General features: G+C 42.1%; 20 protein-coding genes. 14 read left to right on the top strand and 6 right to left on the bottom strand.

The features are described 5' to 3' along the window. Positions 1-38: 38 nt before the first annotated feature. The 13 genes from BM043_RS09225 (at position 39) to BM043_RS09165 (ending at position 14,907) form a co-directional block, all read left to right on the top strand. Complete coding sequence (locus BM043_RS09225; RefSeq protein WP_092790940.1) at positions 39-3,995, top strand: PAS domain-containing protein; 3,957 nt, start codon at positions 39-41, stop codon at positions 3,993-3,995. Then, the gene (locus tag BM043_RS09220; RefSeq protein ID WP_092790938.1) at positions 3,988-6,369 is read left to right on the top strand and encodes a PAS domain-containing protein; all 2,382 of its coding nucleotides are present in this window, start codon (positions 3,988-3,990) and stop codon (positions 6,367-6,369) included. Before BM043_RS09225 ends, BM043_RS09220 begins: the two co-directional genes overlap by 8 nt. Continuing rightward, positions 6,366-6,800, top strand: a complete 435-nt coding sequence (locus BM043_RS09215) for a response regulator (RefSeq protein ID WP_092790936.1) — start codon at positions 6,366-6,368, stop codon at positions 6,798-6,800. The genes BM043_RS09220 and BM043_RS09215 overlap by 4 nt, the downstream gene beginning before the upstream one ends. Positions 6,801-6,805: 5 nt before the next feature. Beyond that, entirely contained in the window at positions 6,806-7,822 is a 1,017-nt protein-coding gene (locus BM043_RS09210) for a response regulator (protein ID WP_092790934.1), read from the top strand. After that, positions 7,806-8,210, top strand: coding sequence for a response regulator (locus tag BM043_RS09205; protein WP_092790933.1), 405 nt, complete (start codon positions 7,806-7,808; stop codon positions 8,208-8,210). Before BM043_RS09210 ends, BM043_RS09205 begins: the two co-directional genes overlap by 17 nt. Positions 8,211-8,267: 57 nt before the next feature. Further along, on the top strand, positions 8,268-9,026 hold the full coding sequence (locus tag BM043_RS09200; RefSeq protein WP_092790931.1) for an SDR family NAD(P)-dependent oxidoreductase: 759 nt from the start codon (positions 8,268-8,270) through the stop codon (positions 9,024-9,026). 28 nt (positions 9,027-9,054) lie between these two features. Beyond that, complete coding sequence (locus tag BM043_RS09195; protein ID WP_092790929.1) at positions 9,055-9,918, top strand: fumarylacetoacetate hydrolase family protein; 864 nt, start codon at positions 9,055-9,057, stop codon at positions 9,916-9,918. Then, the gene (locus BM043_RS09190; protein ID WP_092790927.1) at positions 9,915-10,778 is read left to right on the top strand and encodes an amidohydrolase family protein; all 864 of its coding nucleotides are present in this window, start codon (positions 9,915-9,917) and stop codon (positions 10,776-10,778) included. The genes BM043_RS09195 and BM043_RS09190 overlap by 4 nt, the downstream gene beginning before the upstream one ends. Further along, on the top strand, positions 10,756-11,520 hold the full coding sequence (locus BM043_RS09185) for an L-fucose dehydrogenase (RefSeq protein WP_092790925.1): 765 nt from the start codon (positions 10,756-10,758) through the stop codon (positions 11,518-11,520). The genes BM043_RS09190 and BM043_RS09185 overlap by 23 nt, the downstream gene beginning before the upstream one ends. Then, the gene (gene fucP / locus BM043_RS09180; protein ID WP_092790923.1) at positions 11,517-12,830 is read left to right on the top strand and encodes an L-fucose:H+ symporter permease; all 1,314 of its coding nucleotides are present in this window, start codon (positions 11,517-11,519) and stop codon (positions 12,828-12,830) included. Before BM043_RS09185 ends, fucP begins: the two co-directional genes overlap by 4 nt. 3 nt (positions 12,831-12,833) lie before the next feature. Further along, positions 12,834-13,172: an L-rhamnose mutarotase gene (locus BM043_RS09175; RefSeq protein WP_092790921.1), complete on the top strand. Its 339-nt coding sequence runs from the start codon at positions 12,834-12,836 to the stop codon at positions 13,170-13,172. 127 nt (positions 13,173-13,299) lie between these two features. Next, complete coding sequence (locus tag BM043_RS09170; RefSeq protein WP_092790919.1) at positions 13,300-14,214, top strand: alpha/beta hydrolase; 915 nt, start codon at positions 13,300-13,302, stop codon at positions 14,212-14,214. Beyond that, on the top strand, positions 14,215-14,907 hold the full coding sequence (locus tag BM043_RS09165; protein ID WP_092790917.1) for an HAD family hydrolase: 693 nt from the start codon (positions 14,215-14,217) through the stop codon (positions 14,905-14,907). Between the two features lie 94 nt (positions 14,908-15,001). Here BM043_RS09165 and BM043_RS09160 read toward each other — a convergent pair whose 3' ends face one another. From BM043_RS09160 to BM043_RS09135, 6 genes are all read right to left on the bottom strand, one after another. Beyond that, on the bottom strand, positions 15,002-15,553 hold the full coding sequence (locus tag BM043_RS09160; protein ID WP_092790915.1) for a DUF4256 domain-containing protein: 552 nt from the start codon (positions 15,551-15,553) through the stop codon (positions 15,002-15,004). Positions 15,554-15,559: 6 nt separating this feature from the next. Beyond that, the gene (locus tag BM043_RS09155) at positions 15,560-16,042 is read right to left on the bottom strand and encodes a GyrI-like domain-containing protein (protein ID WP_245752997.1); all 483 of its coding nucleotides are present in this window, start codon (positions 16,040-16,042) and stop codon (positions 15,560-15,562) included. Between the two features lie 2 nt (positions 16,043-16,044). Further along, on the bottom strand, positions 16,045-16,596 hold the full coding sequence (locus BM043_RS09150) for a DUF5655 domain-containing protein (protein ID WP_092790913.1): 552 nt from the start codon (positions 16,594-16,596) through the stop codon (positions 16,045-16,047). Between the two features lie 103 nt (positions 16,597-16,699). Continuing rightward, on the bottom strand, positions 16,700-17,149 hold the full coding sequence (locus BM043_RS09145) for a styrene oxide isomerase (RefSeq protein WP_092790911.1): 450 nt from the start codon (positions 17,147-17,149) through the stop codon (positions 16,700-16,702). A 320-nt stretch (positions 17,150-17,469) separates the two neighbouring features. Then, entirely contained in the window at positions 17,470-17,748 is a 279-nt protein-coding gene (locus BM043_RS19865; RefSeq protein WP_092790909.1) for an iron chaperone, read from the bottom strand. Between the two features lie 130 nt (positions 17,749-17,878). Further along, complete coding sequence (locus tag BM043_RS09135) at positions 17,879-19,198, bottom strand: polysaccharide deacetylase family protein (protein WP_092790907.1); 1,320 nt, start codon at positions 19,196-19,198, stop codon at positions 17,879-17,881. Positions 19,199-19,481: 283 nt separating this feature from the next. Between BM043_RS09135 and BM043_RS09130 the strand changes: the two genes are divergently transcribed. After that, positions 19,482-19,823, top strand: a complete 342-nt coding sequence (locus BM043_RS09130; RefSeq protein ID WP_092790905.1) for a single-stranded DNA-binding protein — start codon at positions 19,482-19,484, stop codon at positions 19,821-19,823. The last annotated feature ends 29 nt before the right edge of the window (positions 19,824-19,852 follow it).

Genomic DNA, 19,852 nt, shown 5'->3' with positions numbered 1-19,852 from the left:
CCATGCCATCCTCACCCCACACCCCGACCTTTTAGAATATGGCAATAAAAACCGAGTCCAAAACACAAGAGAACAAGTCAATCCAGGAATTGAAGGAGCTGATCCAAGCTATCGAAAAAATAGCCAAAGTCGGACATTGGGAAGTAGATTTGCGCACGGGAAAAAATCATTGGTCTGATGAATTTTTTCACATTTTAGGGCTCGACCCTGAAAAAAACACCCCTTCTACTGAGCTCGGCCTTTCCTGCATTCATCCCGAGGACAGAGATCGGGCATCAGAGGCTTATGAGGCTTCGTTAAAAAATGGGCAAGCCTATAAAATCCAGAAACGGATCATTCGCCCATCAGGTGAGATTCGCCATGTGATATCAGAAGGGATTGTTGAAAAAGACCAAGAGGGAAATTTCATTAAACTTTTTGGGATTTTTAAAGACATCACTTCGGAGATTAATCTTGAACTCGAAGCCATCCGAAAAACCAAAGGGCTAACCAGTATTTTTTCGACCTCCAAGGACCTCTTGGTTGAGTTGGATTGGGAAGGAAAAATTTTAAATATTTCCAATTCTTGCCATAAAATCCTTGGATATGAACGGGAAAAGCTGATCGGTACTTGGATGAAAAATCTAGTCTTTCCCGCAGATTTGGAGAGAACATTACAAACCTCTAAAAAAGCCAGAGATGGAGAAGAGGTCGGGGAATTTGAAAATCGATACGTCCACAAAAGCGGCAAACTTGTTCATCTCAACTGGTCAATCACCGTGGATCAGGAAAATAAACTCCTATTCCTCGTGGCACGGGATATCACCGAAAAAATCCAAAAAGAAGATCAAACCCAAGAAATTTTAGACCGACTGCATCGAGCTCAAGCGATCGGAAATATCGGATATTGGGAACTTAATCTGGACAGTCATGATATTTTTTGGTCCGATGAAATCTACAATATCTGGGAAATCTCAAAAGATATTCAGCCCAACTTAGAATTATTTGAACAAACTATCCATCCGGAAGACAAAGAGGAATATGTCAAGCATCAAAGTGTAGCCCTCACCGGACAAATTACCTTGGACAAAAGCCATCGCATCCTTTTAGAAAATGGTAAAATAAAACATGTCCACGAGCGGGGTGAACTTCACATTGATCCCATCTCAGGCAAAAAAATGCTCCGGGGTACCGTGCAGGATATCACCAAGCAACGGGAAATCGAAATTCAATTAATTCAACGTAACGATTTTATCGAATCCGCTCTTGAAAATATTCCTCTTGGAATCGCGGTCAATAAAATCAGCACAGGAGAGGCTACCTATATCAATCCGGCATTCAGTGCGATCTACGGTTGGCCAAAATCGATCTTCGAGGATGTGAACACTTTTTTCAAGGCCATTTACCCAGATCCTTCCTATCGCACTCAGATGGTAAAAATGATCACTGATGACATCAACTCCGGAGATCGGGATCGAATGGAATGGAAGGAAATCAGCATTACTACTGAAAAAGGCGAAAAACGAATAGTTTCTGCTAAAAACATTCCGCTTTTAGATCAGGATCTGATGATCTCTACTGTCATCGATGATACGGATCGATATTGGGCTGAGCAAGCGCTAAAAAATAGTAACGAGCGTTTTCATTTGGCCACGAAAGCCATCACCGATGCCATTTTTGATTGGAATATTTTAGGAAAAAAAATCTTTTGGGGAAAGGGCTATCATCATCTTTTTGGCTATCCCGAAAATATGGAATATGTCAACGAGGGTTTTTGGGAATCATGCGTTCATCCAGAGGATCTTCCGCATACCATGAAGACTATTCTCGAAGCCCGAAAGGATCCTAATGTCAATAAATGGGAAGGAGAATACCGATTCAAAAAAGTAGATGGTACCTACGCCTTTGTCAAAGAAAATACCACCATTCAGCGTAATGAACTCGGCGAACCCATTCGAATTGTCGGCGCCTTGCAGGACATCACCAAAGATAAACTAAGGGAAGAAGAACTGCTTCGAAAAACGCAATTTATTCAAACTGCTGCGGAGGCTACCCAATCCTTTTTGGAAGCCAAAAACTGGGAAACCATCATGGACAAAACCCTCCAATTGATGGGGGAAACCATCAAGGCTGACCGTGCTTATTTCTTCCGGATTTTCAGTAATGAAGCCGGAGAATTATTTGCCCGTCAGGACAATGAATGGACCAACGGTAAAGTCAGTAAGGAAATAGATAATCCCGATTACAAAGCCATTCCCATCAAGGATCATCCGCTTTTGGTCAAAGACATGCTTCAGCGAAAGCCATTTATGATTTTGACCAAAAATGCAGAAGGCCCCACCCGCCTAATACTGGAAGAACAAGGAATTAAATCCATCATTCATATTCCGATTTATGCCAATAATCGCTACATAGGCCATCTAGGCTTTGATGATTGCTGTGAAGAGCGTATCTGGAGCGAGGATGAAAAAGGATACATTCAATCCATAGTTACCAACTTGACTTTTGCCATGGAGCGAAAAGAGAATCTTGATCGCTTGGCAGATGCGCTGGAAACCAATATCAATATTCTAGAAAGTATCGGGGATGCTTTCTATTCGGTCGATCGGAATTTTAAAATCACCTACTGGAACAATCAAGCCGAAAACCTCACCCATTTAAAACGAGATCAGGTACTAGGCGAAAACCTATGGAAAGTTCTCAAGGATGAACTTAATCCGGTTTTTAAGAAAAACCTCAACGCAGCACTTGAATCCCAAACGCCCCTCAGTTTCGAATCTTATGAGCCTTGGCTGAATGCTTGGCTTGAAGTATCGGTATATCCCCGAAAAAAAGGGCTCTCGGTATTTATCCAGGATATTTCCGAGCGGAAAAAATCGGAGAAAGAAATCGCCGAATTCAATGAGCGTTTTACAATCATTTCCAATGCTTCACATGATGCCATTTGGGACTGGAATCTCGTCAAAAAAGAACATTATTGGGGTGTAGGTTTCAATCGATTACTCGGTGGGGAGGTAGCCGGCCTGCAAAATGATCACAGCCAATGGCTTAAGGCCATTCATCCGGAAGACAGGGATCGAGTTCAAAAATACCTCTATGAAATCTTGGACGATCCAAATCAGAACTTTTTCGAATCGGAATATCGAATCGTCAACAAAGATGAAACGATCTACGTCATCGATAAAGGCACCGTACTTCGAGATGAACAAGGCAGTGCTCTCCGAATGGTAGGGGCTATTCAGGATATTTCACATCGCAAACGCTACGAAGAATCCCTCAAAGCACTAAATGAAAAACTCTTAAACACCAATCATGACCTAGAAATTTCCAATCGGGAACTGGAACAATTTGCCTACGTCGCCTCTCATGATCTTCAGGAACCTTTAAGAATGATATCCAGCTTTTTGGGATTGATCGAGCGAAAATATGATGGAGTTTTAGATGACAAGGGAAAGCAATACATCCGATTTGCAGTGGATGGCGCCAAACGGATGCGAGATATCATTTTGGATTTGCTCAATTTCTCCAGACTAAGAGATAATTCGGAAGCAAAAACCTGGGTATCCATGCCTAAAATCTTGGAAGAAGTCACCTTGCTCAACAAAAAATCAATTCGGGATACACACACCAAAATCACCAGCCAAAACCTTCCCGTGATTCACGGACATGAAAGTGCCCTGATTCAACTTTTACACAATTTGGTATCTAATGCGATCAAGTACCGAAAAAAAGGGAGTGTTCCCGAAATCCATATTAGCGTGGAAGAAGATCGGGATTTTTGGTCTTTTCGTGTCCAAGATAACGGCATAGGAATTGAAGATGTTTATTTGGAAAAAATCTTTATCATATTTCAGCGCTTACACCTCAAAGAGCAATATCCCGGGTCTGGAATCGGCTTGGCAATTTGTAAAAAAATCGTTGAAATGCACGGGGGCAAAATTTGGGTAAAGTCTAATCTAGGAGTGGGAAGTACTTTTTGTTTTACAATAAAAAAACTAGGTGAAGTCGATGAGTGAGGCAAATAAAAATCCAATTCTTTCTAATTTTTATTCCAACCCAAAAGCTGTAGGGATTATTGTTTTTCTGATTTTTCTATTCATTTCAGGAAATATTATTTTCAAAGAGCACCAACTCAAAGTCTCCACTACCCAACAGCAAATGAATGCCAAGCTCACGGAACTCAGCGGAGAGATCAAGACGGCCTTTTCAGATGCAACAGGAGCAATCAAAACCTTGGCGTATTTTTCACAGAATTATCAAATCGAAAGCAATTTCGAGGAAGTAGGAAAGGAAATCCTAGAAAGTCATCCCTACGTGGACGTGGTGCAGCTTCTAGACAGCGGGAAGATTATCGCTGTCTATCCCATAAAAGGAAATGAATCAGTTCTGGGATATGACATATTGTTTGACGAAAACACACGTGCTGAAGCACTAGAAGCTATCGATCGTAATGATATTTATTTTGCAGGCCCGATTGACCTAAAGCAGGGTGGAAGAGGATTAATTGGGCGATTGCCAATTTATGATTCCACCGAGTTTGTAGGCTTCGCTGCTGCAATTATTTACTTGGATGACATTGTCAATCAACCTTCTTTTCAGCAATTAGACATTCCCAATACACTTATCCAACTTAAAAAACTGGATTCTGAAACCGACTCGAATGGACAGATTTTTTTCAACTCCCACCCCGAAATCACCGAAGGAAAAGGAATTATAGAAAAAGAATTTATTCCTTCAGCCAACTGGGAAATCAGCATATCCCAAATAGACCAATTTCCGATTTTAGAATTTTCTCCCCTGTTGATCATTAGAGTTTTATCGGCTATTTTGTTTGGTTTTCTTGCTTACAATTTTGCCGCCCAACCGGCTAGACTCAATAAAAAAATCAAGGAACAATCCAAAGATCTAATCAAGTCAAACGAGCGGTTTCAATATGCCACCTTGGCCACCTCTGATGTCATTTGGGATTGGGATTTGGTCGAAGACCAAATTTATCGGGCGGATAACTTTGAAAAAGTATTTGGATACACCAAAGAAGATCAGAAATCCCGACCGGATTTTTGGCCAGAATTGATTCATCCCGAAGAAAGGGAAATCGTCCACGCCAATCTACAGAATACATTCGACAGTGACTCCAGCTATTGGCAGTACGAGTTTAGAGTCCGGGACAAAGAAGGTAAATACCGTTTTATCATCGACAGTGGTTATATCATTCGGGATAAATCAGGAAAACCCATCCGGATGATCGGGGCCATTCAGGAAATCACCACCCGTAAATTGGCAGAACTCGAACTGGCAAAAGAAAAAAGTCAGCTCAGTCGAGTCATCGAGGGAACTGGTGCCGGGACTTGGGAATGGAATGTACAAACCGGCGAAACTGTATTCAACGAAGAATGGGCTAATATTATCGGGTATCGTTTGGAGGAATTGGAGCCCATCAGCATTGACACCTGGGTCAAGTTTGCTCATCCCGATGATTTGAGAAAATCAACTGTCGCCTTAGATGCACATTTTGAGGGCAAAACACCGTACTACCAATGTGAAGCGAGAATGAAACATCGCGACGGTCACTGGGTTTGGGTTTTGGATCGAGGAAGGGTTTTCAACTGGACCGATGACGGCAAACCGTTGCTGATGTTTGGTACTCACATCGATATTTCGGAGAAAAAAATCAGAGAGGACGAACTGGAGCGATTGAATGAAAAACTACAGGCCACCAATTCCGAACTTAAGGTTTTTGCTTCTGTAGCATCTCACGATATGCGTGAACCCCTGAGAATGATCAGTTCATTCTTGGCTCTGATCCAAAAAAACTATTCCGAAAAACTGGATGCCAAGGGAAAGCAATACATTGATTTCGCCGTAGATGGCGCCAAACGACTGAGTGTGTTGATCAGTGATTTGCTGGATTACTCGAGAATGGGTTTTGATTCCGAAAATAAAACGCTGCTCAATACACAATTGATCGTCAACAACGTAATCAAACTCAACCAGCAGCTAATCGAAGAAAAAAAGGCAGAAATCATAGTCCAAAAATTGCCTAAGATTTTTGCCATTCAGGTCCCTATTCAGCAGCTTTTTCAAAATCTCATCGGAAATGCGTTGAAATTTACCAAAGCAGACACTAAGCCAATAATTCAGATAAAAGGTGAGGAGTTTGAAAAATTTTGGCGATTTTCGGTCGAAGATAATGGGATAGGAATCGAAAAAGAGTACCACGATACTGTTTTTCAAGTTCTCAAGCGCCTGCACTCCAAAGAAAAATATTCAGGGAGTGGCATGGGACTCGCTATCTGCAAAAAAATAGTCAATCAACACGGAGGAGAAATTTGGATTGAATCCACACCTGATATCCGAACGGAGATCTTCTTCACTATACCCAAAAAATGAAACCACATTTGGTAAAAATATTGCTTATAGAGGATAATGAAGGGGATATCGTCCTGACCTTAGATGCGCTGGAGGAGGCAAAACTCAAAAACGAAGTCATCGTACAGCGCGATGGCGACGCAGCAATCAAATATTTGGAGAGTACTGCTAGGGAAAACCCCGAACTCCTTCCCGATCTGATTTTATTGGATATCAACCTTCCCAAAAAGAATGGTCATGAGGTACTGGAAATTGTAAAAAACAAAGAAGAAATTAAGCACATTCCCATCATCATCCTGACCACCTCCTCCTCAGAAATGGATATCTTTAAGGCTTATAGCGAGCATGCCAACTGCTACATTATCAAACCTATAGATGTACATGATTTTCTACAAATCGTCTCCAAGATCGAAGAATTTTGGTTTAGTATAGTGAAACTCCCTAAAAGCTAACTGACATGCGTAAAGACTCCAAAACGTATAATTTTCTAATTATTGAAGATAATCTTGGTGACTATGTCTTGATCGAGGAGTACCTGTCAGAGTATATTCTTGACCCCCATACCACGCACGTAGTTACTTTTGATAAGGCCAAAGAAAATCTAAAAGACAATGGGGAGTTTGATCTGATATTTCTAGATCTTTCTCTTCCTGACCATTCGGGCGAGGATCTGATCAAGGACGTCATCAGCCTCTCAAAGGGAATTCCAGTGATTGCCTTAACCGGCTTTTCGGATCTGGAATTTAGCATCAGATCGCTTTCTTTGGGTATCTCCGATTATTTGCTGAAAGACGAACTCACCCCTCCTTTCCTGTATAAAAGCGTCATCTATGCCATAGAACGAAACCGCTACATCGAAGACCTTCAGGATTCAGAAAAACGATACAGCGAACTCTTTCATCTCAATCCTTCTCCGATGTGGGTTTATGATGAAAACTCCTTGGCATTTTTGGACGTAAATGAAGCAGCGATCAATAAATATGGCTATTCTGAAAAAGAGTTTAAAAAAATGACCGTTGAGGATATCTTGGCTAAAGGGCAGCTTCAAAAGCTTGAGGAAATAAATAACGGTGAAAACAAGAAAAAAGTAGTCTATTCAAACCTTTTCCGGCATCTTACCAAATCCGAAAAAATCCTCGACGTAGAAATCGAATCCGCCCCGATTCTATTCAATGACCGAAAGGCAAAAATGGTCGTGGCCAATGATATTACTGACAAAATCAGGCATATTCAAACCATAGAACAACAAAATAACACCTTCAAAGAAATCGCCTGGATCCAATCCCACGTGGTGAGGGCACCATTGGCACGAATGATGGGGTTAATTAATTTATTGGAATCAATGGACGTGGATTTAAGCGGTGAAAACAAACAAATTCTGGAATATATCCAAAAATCTGCCGAAGAACTGGATGTGATTATACGAGATATCAGCAAAAAATCAGAAAATATAGTCTATGCAGACGAAAAATAAACTCGAACTTTTATTGGTAGACGATGATGAGGTATTGCTTATGATTCTTCATCGGATGTTTTTAAAAGCAGATCCGAGCCTTGATATCAAGAGATTTGAGTCTGGAGATCGGGCCCTTCAATATCTGTCTGAAAACCCCAACGGAGATAATCGATTCATGCTAGTCGATATTAATCTTAAGGACATGACAGGATGGGACTTTTTGTCTGTCATCGAAGAAACCAATGATCCTTCTAAGATTATTTTGATTACCTCTTCTGTGGATTCAACTAATCACGGGTTGGCCAGCCGTCACCCCAATGTGATCCATTTTTTCGAAAAATCCATTACTTTTTCTATAATCAAGGAAATCCTAGAAACTATAGAGGAAAAAATCGAAAAAGAGTAAATTCCATTCATCATTTTTTAAATTGAGAATTGGTTAATTTCGACTAGAATCAAGCCTATGAAAAACAAAACCATTCTCGTAACCGGTGGCGCAAGCGGAATCGGTGCGGCTATTGTTCGCAAATTTGCTGAAGAAAAAAGCACGGTATATTTTATTGATACCAATAAAGAAGCTGCCTCTCAAATCACCGAGGAGCTTCAAAAATCCGGATATGAGGTACACTTTTTATTTGGAGACATTACTAATCTCACCGTTGTCAAAGAATTGATAGAAAAAATCCCGGGAAAGCTCGATGTCTTGATCAATAATGCAGGAATTTCTCATATCGGAAATGTAGAAAATACCAGTGAAGACGATTTTGAGAAGATTTTCCAAGTCAATGTCAAGGGAATTTTCAACTGCACCAAAGCAGCCTTAGACCGTTTGATCACTGGAGGTGGTGGTTCTATTCTCAATATGTGCTCAGTAGCGGCCTCTATCGGAATTCCCGATCGCTTTGCCTATAGTATGTCCAAAGGAGCAGCTCTGTCTATGACGCTGAGTATAGCGAGGGATTATGTGGACAAAAATATTCGCTGCAATTGCATTTCCCCGGGAAGAGTCCATACTCCCTTCGTGGATGGTTTTTTATCAAAAAACTACCCCGGTAAGGAAAAAGAAATGTTTGAAAAGCTGGCTGCAACTCAGCCCATCGGCAGAATGGGAAGTCCTGAGGAAATCGCCCAACTTGCCTACTTTATCTCCAGCGACTCCGGGAGTTTTATTACCGGGGCTAACTACACCATTGATGGGGGATTTATGGGTTTAAAAATGTAAATGCCCTACTAAACAAAAACCTATACCTATGAAATTATTACGATTTGGTCCAGATGGCCAAGAAAAACCCGGAATACAAACTTCTGAGGGCAAAAATCTCGATTGTAGTGCCTTCGGAGAAGATTGGGATGAGCAATTTTTCACTAATGGGGGATTGGATCGACTCCAGATTTGGTTTGAGGCAAATCAATCCAAACTCCCCGAGGTTCCGGTAAATGCCAGAATTGGCTCCCCAATTGGCCGACCTTCAAAGATCATCTGCATTGGGCTGAATTATCTCAAACATGCCCAGGAAGCAGGAATGCAAGTTCCCGAAGTACCGATCATCTTCCTGAAGGCCACTTCATCGATATGCGGGCCTTTTGACCCAATTTTTATCCCAAAAAATTCCAAACAGACCGATTGGGAGGTAGAGCTTGGCATCGTGATCGGAAGGCGGGCAAAATATGTCAAAACCGAAAATGCAATGGATTATATCGCCGGATATGTCCTGCATAATGATGTCAGTGAGCGGGATTTTCAGCTTCGCCACGGAGGCCAATGGGTCAAAGGAAAAAGCGCAGATCATTTCGCACCATTGGGTCCTTTTTTGGTCACCAAGGATGAAATTCCCAATCCACATGGACTTCGCCTATGGCTCAAACTCAACGGAAAACTGGTCCAAAACAGCGATACATCGGATATGATTTTCGATATTCCTACGATAATCTCCCATCTCTCCCATTACATGACTCTATTCCCCGGCGATGTCATCAGTACCGGAACTCCCTCTGGAGTAGGAATGGGATTGAAACCTGAACCAAGATATTTGGAGCATGGAGACGTAGTGGAGCTTGGAATAGACGGACTGGGAACATCCCGACAGGTAGCCATGAACGATCCTGAGTCATGAATATCGATTCCCATCAGCACTTTTGGAAATATGATCCCAAACGTCACGGGTGGATAGATGAACGAATGAAACAAATTCGGAAAGACTTTCTTCCCGGAGACTTAAAACCTCATTTAGACTCCAATCAAATCCATGGGTGTATCGCCGTTCAGGCCGAGGAGAGTTTAGAAGAAACTGATTTTCTCCTAGACCTGGCGGATAAACACAGTTGGATAGCTGGAATAGTGGGATGGACCGATCTTGCAGCTTCTGATTTGGATTTGATATTGGATCAGAATTCCAAGCAGCCAAAATTGAAAGGTTTTCGAGAAGTCCTTCAATCCAGAGATGTGGAATATTTTCTACGACCGGAATTTATCCAAGGCTTAAAAAAGATCTATCAAAAGGGGTATTCCTATGATTTGTTGATTTATCCAAACCAACTCTTGGATGCACTCCAACTGATTAAAAAATGCGGGGAAAACCGAATAGTGATAGACCATTTGGCGAAGCCCAAAATCAAATCAGGGATCTGGAGAGATTGGAAAAAGAATTTAAAACCCTTTTCAGAACGAGAATACATTTACTGTAAGCTTTCAGGAATGGTTACTGAGGCAGATTGGAAAAATTGGACTTACGAGGATTTGATTCCCTATATGGAAATTGCCTTGGAGCTTTTTGGTCCGGATCGGCTGATGTTTGGCAGCGATTGGCCAGTGTGTCTCTTGGCTGGCGAATATGAGCAGATTTTTGAAATCGTGAACACCTTTACCGATTCCCTTTCCAATTCCGAAAAAGCGCGGATTTCAGGGCAAACTGCCCAAGAGTTTTATCAGATTTCTAACTTCAATACTGGCTATGGACCTCTTGTTAAAGAATAAAGTCATCCTCATTTCCGGCGGTGCCAAGGGAATCGGGGCCGCCATTTCTGAGACGCTCCTACAGGAAGGTGCCATACCGGTCATAATCGATCCGTCGGAAAAAGAGGGTCAAATGATTTTGGCTAAAGGAAAAGGATTACAAATTCCCATTCGTTTGGAAAAACCCGAGGATTCCGAAAAGTCGGTAAACCAAGCCAATGCAGCTTTTGGCCGAATTGACGGTCTGGTAAACAACGCAGGTGCAAATGATAGTGTCGGCTTAGAAAATGGAAATCCTGCAGCCTTTGCCCAATCCGTTCAGAAAAACCTGATGCACTATTATGACTTGGCGCATTTTGCCCTTCCGCATTTGAAAAAATCAAAAGGGAGCATCGTTAATATTTCTTCAAAGACCGCCATTACGGGCCAAGGAGGGACATCTGGCTACGTAGCTGCAAAAGGCGCTCAGCTGGCACTGACCCGGGAATGGGCGGCAGAACTCCTCCCCTTCCACATCCGCGTCAATGCCGTGATTCCGGCGGAAGTCTATACTCCTCTGTATGAAAATTGGCTGAAGGCTTTTCCAAATCCCAAGGACAAACTCAAAGAAATCACCGATCGTATCCCCTTAGGCAATCGCATGACCACCGCCGAAGAGATCGCCAATATGGTCGTTTTTCTTCTATCAGATAAAGCCTCACATATCACCGGGCAGCATCTCTTTGTAGACGGTGGCTATACTCATCTTGACCGAGCATTATGAAAACAAAAGCTCCACTAGTCCCCAGAAAGCTGTTGATCCCATTTATCTTGATCACGTCTCTTTTTGCACTTTGGGGTTTTGCCAATGACATCACCAATCCGATGGTCGCCGCATTTAAGCGGGTATTGGAACTCAATAATGTGCAGGCCTCTTGGGTTCAGATGGCCTTTTATGGAGGTTATTTTACGATGGCTTTGCCTGCTGCGTTTTTTATTAAAAAATATTCTTACAAAACCGGAGTTTTGTTGGGCTTAGGCTTATATGCATTTGGAGCTTTGCTTTTTTATCCCGCCGCATCTTGGGAAAGCTATGGGTTCTTTCTCGCCTCACTCTATATTTTGACCTTCGGTCTGGCTTTTCTGGAAACGACAGCCAATCCCTATATTCTATCGATGGGACCTGAGGAGACGGCTACTCAGCGTCTCAATTTGGCACAGGCATTTAATCCTATGGGGGCTTTGGCGGGACTTTTTGTTGCCAAACAATTTATCCTCAACGCACTCCAATCCAATAATGTAGATGACGAAGGTGCATTGATATATTCCACTTTGGATGAAGTATCCAAAGCCGTCATTCGAACCAATGATTTGATGGTCATCCGCAATCCTTATGTCATGTTGGGATTGGTTGTGATCGGTATTTTAATCGTCATAGCATTGGTCAAAATGCCGGAAAACAAGGATATTTCTGTCAAAATTGATTTTTGGCCGACGATGAAGCGTCTGTTTTCCAACCGTAATTTTGTAGAAGGAACTTTTGCCCAGCTATTTTATGTGGGTGCGCAAATCATGGTTTGGACTTATATTTATCAATATGCCGAAGCGATCGGAATTGATAATGCCACTGCCGTCAATTATGGATATGCTGCATTGATTGTGTTTTTGATCGGAAGATGGATCTGTACTTTTCTACTCCGGTTTATCGCCGGACCAAGACTGCTGGCCATTTTTGCTGTGTTGGCTATGATTTTTACCATTGGAGCCATTTTCCTCCCAGATATGATTGGTCTTTACAGCTTAGTGGCGATTAGTTTTGCCATGTCGCTTATGTTTCCGACGATTTATGGGATTGCCCTTGAGGGATTAGGCGAAGATTCAAAGTTTGCCGCTGCATTTTTGGTAATGGCCATTGTAGGAGGAGCGGTTATGCCGACTTTGCAGGGGATGATCCTAGACTGGGGTGGAATCGGATATACAGATGTCACTATTCTTGGGGTTTCCGAAGTGAAGTTTTCTTTTGTACTTCCCCTTGTCTGTTTCTTTTTCGTCTGGTTGTTTTCGATTAGGGTAAAATCTCAAATCACTAACTAAGCCATGCAAACTTTTGTATTGATCTGCGATTTGAAAGATGAACCTGAAGCCATCGAAGCCTATGTCGATTGCCATCGGGAAGTGGCACCGGAAATTTTGGAAAGTATCCGAGTGGCAGGAATCCTGAAAATGAGTATTTATCGATGGAAAAACCGATTGACCATGATTATCCAAGCCACGGATCAATTCAGTTTTGAGCAAAAAGCTAAACTGGATCAGTCCAATCCCAAGGTGCAAGAATGGGAAAAATTTCTAGGTCAGTTTCAAACCAATCTTCCCGGCACTCCTCCCAATTGGCGATGGGCTTTGATAGAGCAGATCTTTGAATTTAAGGCTGACTAGAAGAAAATATTCTGGGTTGATTAAAAACCATTATTATGGCAAAATATCGGTTCTTTAAATGATATTTAAATTTATCGTTTATTTATACAATAATTCTCCAGCCCAATTACCCTGAACCTTTCCGATTATGAAAAAATATTTTATTCTGGCAATTTTCTTTAGTATTCCACTTTTAAACCTTGCCCAAAACCATACGCTAAATCTCTGGCCCGGCACCCCTCCGCTTCAAAAAGAAATGAATCTACAAGAGGAAGCTGTTCAGGAAGGTATTCTCAGATTATCAAATGTGCAGAATCCCCAAATCGAAGTTTACTTTCCCACTGCGCAGACGGCAACCCAACAAGCCGTCGTGATTTTTCCTGGCGGGGGTTATGGAATTTTGGCCTATGATTGGGAAGGAACCGACTTTGCCAAATGGTTAAATTCTCAGGGAATAGCGGGAATCGTCGTCAAATACCGTCTTCCGATTTCCAAATCTTTGACCGATCCAAAGGAAGTGCCCTTACTCGATGCGCAGCGAGCGATCAGACTGGTTCGTCATCATGCGGAGGATTGGAATATTGACCCGAAACAGGTCGGAATTATGGGTTTTTCGGCTGGAGGGCATTTAGCCTCTACCCTGAGCACCCAGTTTGATCATGAACTGGACCGGGAAAAAGACCCAATCGATCAGTTAAGTGCCAGACCGGATTTCTCGGTATTAGTTTATCCGGTGATTTCATTTAGTGAGCAGGTTACACACGGTGGGTCAAAGAAAAATCTCATTGGAGAAAATCCAAGTCAGGACTTGATTGATCGATTTTCAAATGAATTAAATGTCGATAAAACTACACCTCCCGCTTTCCTCGTTCATGCACAAGATGATCAGGCCGTTCCCATCCAAAACAGTATTCTTTATTATCAAGCGCTTCATGCCTCGGGGGTAAAGGCTTCGCTCCATATTTATCCCAAAGGTGGTCACGGATTTGCTTTTGGAAGAAATCGTGGAGCAGTTGAAAACTGGACCGGGGTCTTGTTGGATTGGATCAAAAATTTAGAATAAATGCCAATAAAAGTAATTGCCTTTGATGCCGATGATACCCTTTGGGTAAATGAACCCTATTTTCGGGAAGCGGAAGAAAAGTTTTGCTCGCTTTTAGAAGATTTCATGCCATCTCATGCTATTCTCAAAGAACTTTACCATACTGAAATCAGCAATTTGAGGCTTTATGGATATGGAATCAAAGGGTTTATGCTGTCGATGATCGAAACAGTCCTGCGGGTTTCAGACCAGAAGATGCCCATTTCTTTGGTAGAAAAAGTGATACGGATCGGCCAGGAAATGCTCGAAAAACCAGTGGATCTTTTGCCGGGTGTAGAAGAGGTACTCCAAAAGCTGAATGGGGATTTTCGGATGGTTCTCGCCACCAAAGGGGACTTGGTCGATCAGGAGCGAAAGCTCAAAAAATCGGGACTTGAGCGGCATTTTCACCATATTGAAATCATGAGCGAGAAGCGGGTAGAGGATTTTGCCAAATTGATTCGACACTTAGATGTAGACCCCGGAGATTTTGTCATGCTGGGGAATAGCCTAAAATCAGATATTCTCCCAGTATTGGAACTCGGAGGCCATGCCATTCATATTCCCTTTCACATCACGTGGATACATGAGGAAATTCAGCATGAAGTCATGCATGAGCGTTTTGTCAGTGTCGAAAATATCACCCAAGCTGCTGATTGGATCCGTGAAATGTGAACTGAAAATAAGGCAAAAAGTGGAGCTAATTTGATCCAACTGAATCAGAGTTTGACGAATATCACGTTTTTCTCATTCGTGGAGCTAGAAATAATCAGAGTTTTAAAATCAGACGAAACCCCCTCGCTCCATAGTAGGAATCAGCCCCATTGTGATAGGTAAAAACCCGCCCAAACCGTCGGTCTCCAAACAGTGCTCCACCAAGTTTGCGGAGGGAATCAGGAGTTTTCAGCCAGGAAGAGGTCTTGAGATCAAACTCACCAAAGCCTTGCAAATATTGGTACTGCTCCTCGGTAAGGAGTTGTACCCCCCAAGACTCGGCAAGCTCCTCCGCAGAGTGCTCAGGAGGAAATTTTTTTCGGTTAATCCGAGCTTCCCGATCATAGCAGCAGCTTCTCCTTCCCTTGGGGCTTTCGGGACTGCAGTCATAAAAATGAAAAGTATCGCTCTCCTGATCATAAACCAACACATCCGGTTCGCCTCCTGATTCTTCCATCTGATAAAGTGCCCTTAATTTTTCAGGCTGTTGAGCTAGTTTTTTTGCGACAGCATCCCAAGAAATTTCCGGATGTCGTTTCTGATTCTTCTTAAACCGTTCCTGCAATTGGCTCATCAAATCTGTCTTTTGCTTGGGTGTGAGCTCCATTTTAAATTAAGTAGTGATAGATAAAAAAACATCAATTTCTGCATGATTCCAGTTTTTACTTTTCTCCCCATAGATTTCAAAATCAACAATATAGGCTCGGGGCAAATCAGATTTCCAAATTTCCTTCCATAGCTCCGCAATGCAGTCCGGCATGGGACCCTCGGCTTTAAGTTTTTGATAGGTTTGGGCAGGAATAATCAATCGATCCAAGCCATCCGGTAAGGTTGATCCTGGAGCTACCCGGCAGCCTACAAAATAGGAAAATGGATCACTGTGATCTCCCTCATAGTCAAAATAAACCGCATAGATATCCTCATTGAATTTTTGGGGGATTTGTGAGGCGATTTGCTCCTGCTCAAATTTCTGCCAAAGCTGCCCACCGTCCCGATTAGATTGCCCATCTTGATTACGGGTCTTATGCGGAAGCTTCAGCCCAATCAGCTCAAAACTGGGAAGTATTTCTATCATTGCTGGGTTTCCTTTGCTCATTTTTATCCGGCATTTTGATAGGCCCACTGAAGCCAATTCAGGACTTCATCATCGATTTGGGCCAGGTCATTAATCTGAATTTTGTGCGAACACATGGCATTTGGTTTTTCGGCAAGGAGTCTTTCCGTTGCATCTTCTCCTTTCAAATTAAGCCCGATTTCAAACCGTGTTTTAGTCGCCGGATTTAATAAGGCAAATTGCTTTTTTCGCCGAAGGCTTACATAAGAAATCTTTGGAGCTACCTCCACATCACTGCCGAATGCCTGTATTTTGGCAAGCAAATAGTCATAAATAGGCTTTAAGTGTTCCTTTCCTTGATATTGCTTTTTGATCAGTTCGTCCTGATCATTTGCTGATTCGGCATCGCTTCCTTTGGATTTATGCGCTATCAAATTGGCAAAACCATACGTCAGACCATGGGAGTTCTTAAGCCAATCGATGATTTCCTTGTGTTTGGCGAAATGCTGCTTTTGAACCATTTCAATCCATTCTTCCAGATTTTTGCCAGTATTTTTCTCCAGATTGGCGATCATTGTTTGGGTAGCTGCATCCATAGGTTTTGGGATTAAGATTTCAAATACCTGAAATTAGGAAATTTGGATCAACAAAAAACTGGGAATAATAACAAAAACCAATGATTTTAAAACCAAACAGCTATTAAAACGGTCGATGACGGCCCCGCCATAAGCCTATCAAAATCAACAGGCATACACAAAACATAGCAAGAGTCAGCGAGATCAGACAAAAATTAACCAATGCTTCTGCCGCATCCGAACCTCTCTTCCCCTCCGCAGCTACAGTCAAATTGGCCCCTGCATCAAAAACGGCTGCGATGAGTATCCCTAACCAATTGACAAAAGTCCCGTATATCGCCAGCCAAAAGGTAATTGTGATCCAATTTTTTGACAAATTGATCCGGGGCCAAATCAATCCCAATACAACCAAAAATATTCCGTTCATTATTCCTTCCAAATGACTGGACAATCCCATTCGTGGGTTGGAAAGGAAAGGAATAACTATGCCGACCAAAAGGCCAAGCAAAAACAGTAAAATCCCAAGGAAAATTAATCGATCGGACTGTCTGAAAGATAAATCAGAAGTGGACATGGCGCTAATTGAATTAAAGTGAATAGAAATCATTAACCGCCCCTACAGTCACAAAAAAACTGAATTACTACGCTTTTCTGGACTTTTCGCCTTTATAATCACCCTATAATTTAATGTAAATCAGTGGATTAATAAAATTCTTACAAAAATATCCTCAAGATCATCCAGTAATTCAATTTCAAAAAATCTGAAAAATATAAGTCTGAGCCACTATTTTTTAATCAATATTTCCACTTGGCACCATTTTTCTCCACGTCCATTTTTCGGAAGGCGGCTATCTTTTAGATTAATTTAACCGGCAAATCACGGTCATAGGGAAATTAAATAGAGTCTTTTCCCAATTTAAAGTCTGACAGTTCAGTTAAAAAAGGCTTCAATGCGGGTCCCGTCGGAAAGAAACTGAGATGAAACCGATGTGCCGAATAGGCAAAAAGAATTACCCTCGACTCTAATACCGGTTTACCCCATTTTATTTTTTCCTCCGACTCTGGCGCAATTCGCTTTAAAATTTCCCTTAGCTCCAAAATCTTACCTTGGCAATGAGCTGGTAATCGGGAAATGTATTCCACTACTGATTCAGGTTTTGATGCTACTGTCATTTTCTTGCGTTAAAAGGAGGGGGAAGTAATTGCTATTTTAAATCAAACCAGTTGACTGAATTTTTTAAATAACAAGTATGACAAAAACCACTCTCTTCTTTAATTCTAAGATCAAACACCCTTCAATTCATTATGTCCCCGGTATCAACTCTATCGAACCGCTTCCCGGCTTTACATGATATAAGACAAACTTTCCCTTTTCATCCTGATTTTGTTGGGCCTCAAGTTGATCTTCTCCCTGTCTGACAGAGACTTCAGTCCAGTCATCTGGAACATAGGTTTTCAAGGTCAAGGGAACCTGATACACTTCCGAATCCAATTCTGAAACCAAACGGACCTCAATGCGATTTGAACTGACTTCGGTTTCGATTTCAGTTCCTTTTCGCTCCCGGAGATATTTGGTCACTTCTCTGAATGGAGCTACCCAAACTTTGTCATCCTGAGATTTGATAAAGGAAAAATATTCGACCAACTCCTGCCGAGTTTTGGGCTCCCAGCCTAAATTCTCAACCCCATGAAACACCAAAACCAACCAGGTGTGATCGTGATTCCCCAAGGTATCCACCCAACTTTTCATTCGATCCATTTCGGTGCGGGTAACTGGGCCTCGCTGCCACTGCACATATTCTTTTTGAGCTTCTCCCGGAGTCATATCGCTTCCTCGGTTGATTTCCTCAAGCCAAGCTTCGGGCATTCGGTTACGAAGCGCAGGATAGATTTGATGAGCGATTTCCATGACCCGCTCATCCTCCGTGCCGTATGGACCCTCTGCAGTGAAAGTTGATTCCGGTCCAATAAACTTTAATAAATCTGCTTTACTCTGCTCGAGCTCGTACCGCATATTCACCTCATCTAGCACGGCTAGCCTTGGATGGGTTACCGTATGCGAGGCGATCTCATGTCCTTGTTCAGAATAAGATTTATACTGCTCCCAAGTAGTCGTATCTTCCACATTGTTGTGAAATACGACTTCATCGGTATCCTGCATGGTGCCGTTTCGGATTTTTTCAAATCCTTCATCGATCAGTTTGTACGCATCCTCTATTCTCCCCTGCTCAAAAAGCGACCCCGCTTGGGCATGATAGTTTTCAGCTTCGGAAGTACCGGTAAAAGCGATCAAAGATGCCCGCTCAAAAAAATTAGTGGAATCCGTCGGGATAGAGGCTGTCTCATCGATGATTTCCTGAGGATCTCTCCCAATAAATTTTCCTTCCCCAGCACCTTCGACTTTTCCAGTGATGATATAGAAAGTAGCCAGCAAATCGAGGCGGTCCAGAATCGGTTTGGCGATGGTCAGCTGATTGACAATCCCGTCATCGAAAGTGATGGATACGGCGCCAGTTTTATTGTCGAACCATTTGGTGATTTCGGTTTGGCCAATTTGAGGATCAGGACTAGCGCAGGCGACTGATAGTAGGATGAAAATCAAACTTGGAATTAACTTTTTCATAGTGGGTGAATTGTTCAATCTCTAATTTCCTGAAATACAAGCGAAAGATAAAACCGCTAATCAAATTTCATCGCTGGAGAAAAAAATGCTTTTCAAGTTCAAAAATAAATTGTGAAAAAAAGGTGCAGAATAGCTTCATTCAGCCATTATTCGACAGCAAACGACTACTATCGGATACTATCGACTGTCTCCCGACTTGGAAGTAGCCGCTTCCCCAACTTTGGATCATCAAGTTATCGAAAGCAGAAAACAACAATCAATTTCTCACATAAACAATTCTATTATGAATGCTTTAAGAAACAGAGTTCAACTCATCGGAAATCTCGGAGACAAAATCGAAATCAAAACCTTTGACTCCGGTAAAAAAGTCGGTCGGGTCAGTTTGGCAACCCATGAAGCCTACAAAAACAAAAATGGAGAAAAGGTCGAAGAGACCACTTGGCACAATCTGGTACTTTGGAACAAGGACGCCGAAATCCTGGAAAAGTACACGGATAAAGGATCTGAAATCGCCATCGAAGGAAAACTGACTAATCGGGATTACACGGACAAGGATGGCGTCAAGCGCTACATCTCTGAAGTGGTGGTGTCCAATTTTTTGCTGCTAGGCAAAAAAGGAGACTGAATCAAAAAACGCTCATCCCTTATTTTCAA

Source organism: Algoriphagus hitonicola (assembly GCF_900113375.1).
Taxonomy (GTDB): domain Bacteria; phylum Bacteroidota; class Bacteroidia; order Cytophagales; family Cyclobacteriaceae; genus Algoriphagus; species Algoriphagus hitonicola.
The sequence above is the reverse complement of the archived record's forward strand: the minus strand, read 5'-3'. Positions and strand labels throughout refer to the sequence as shown.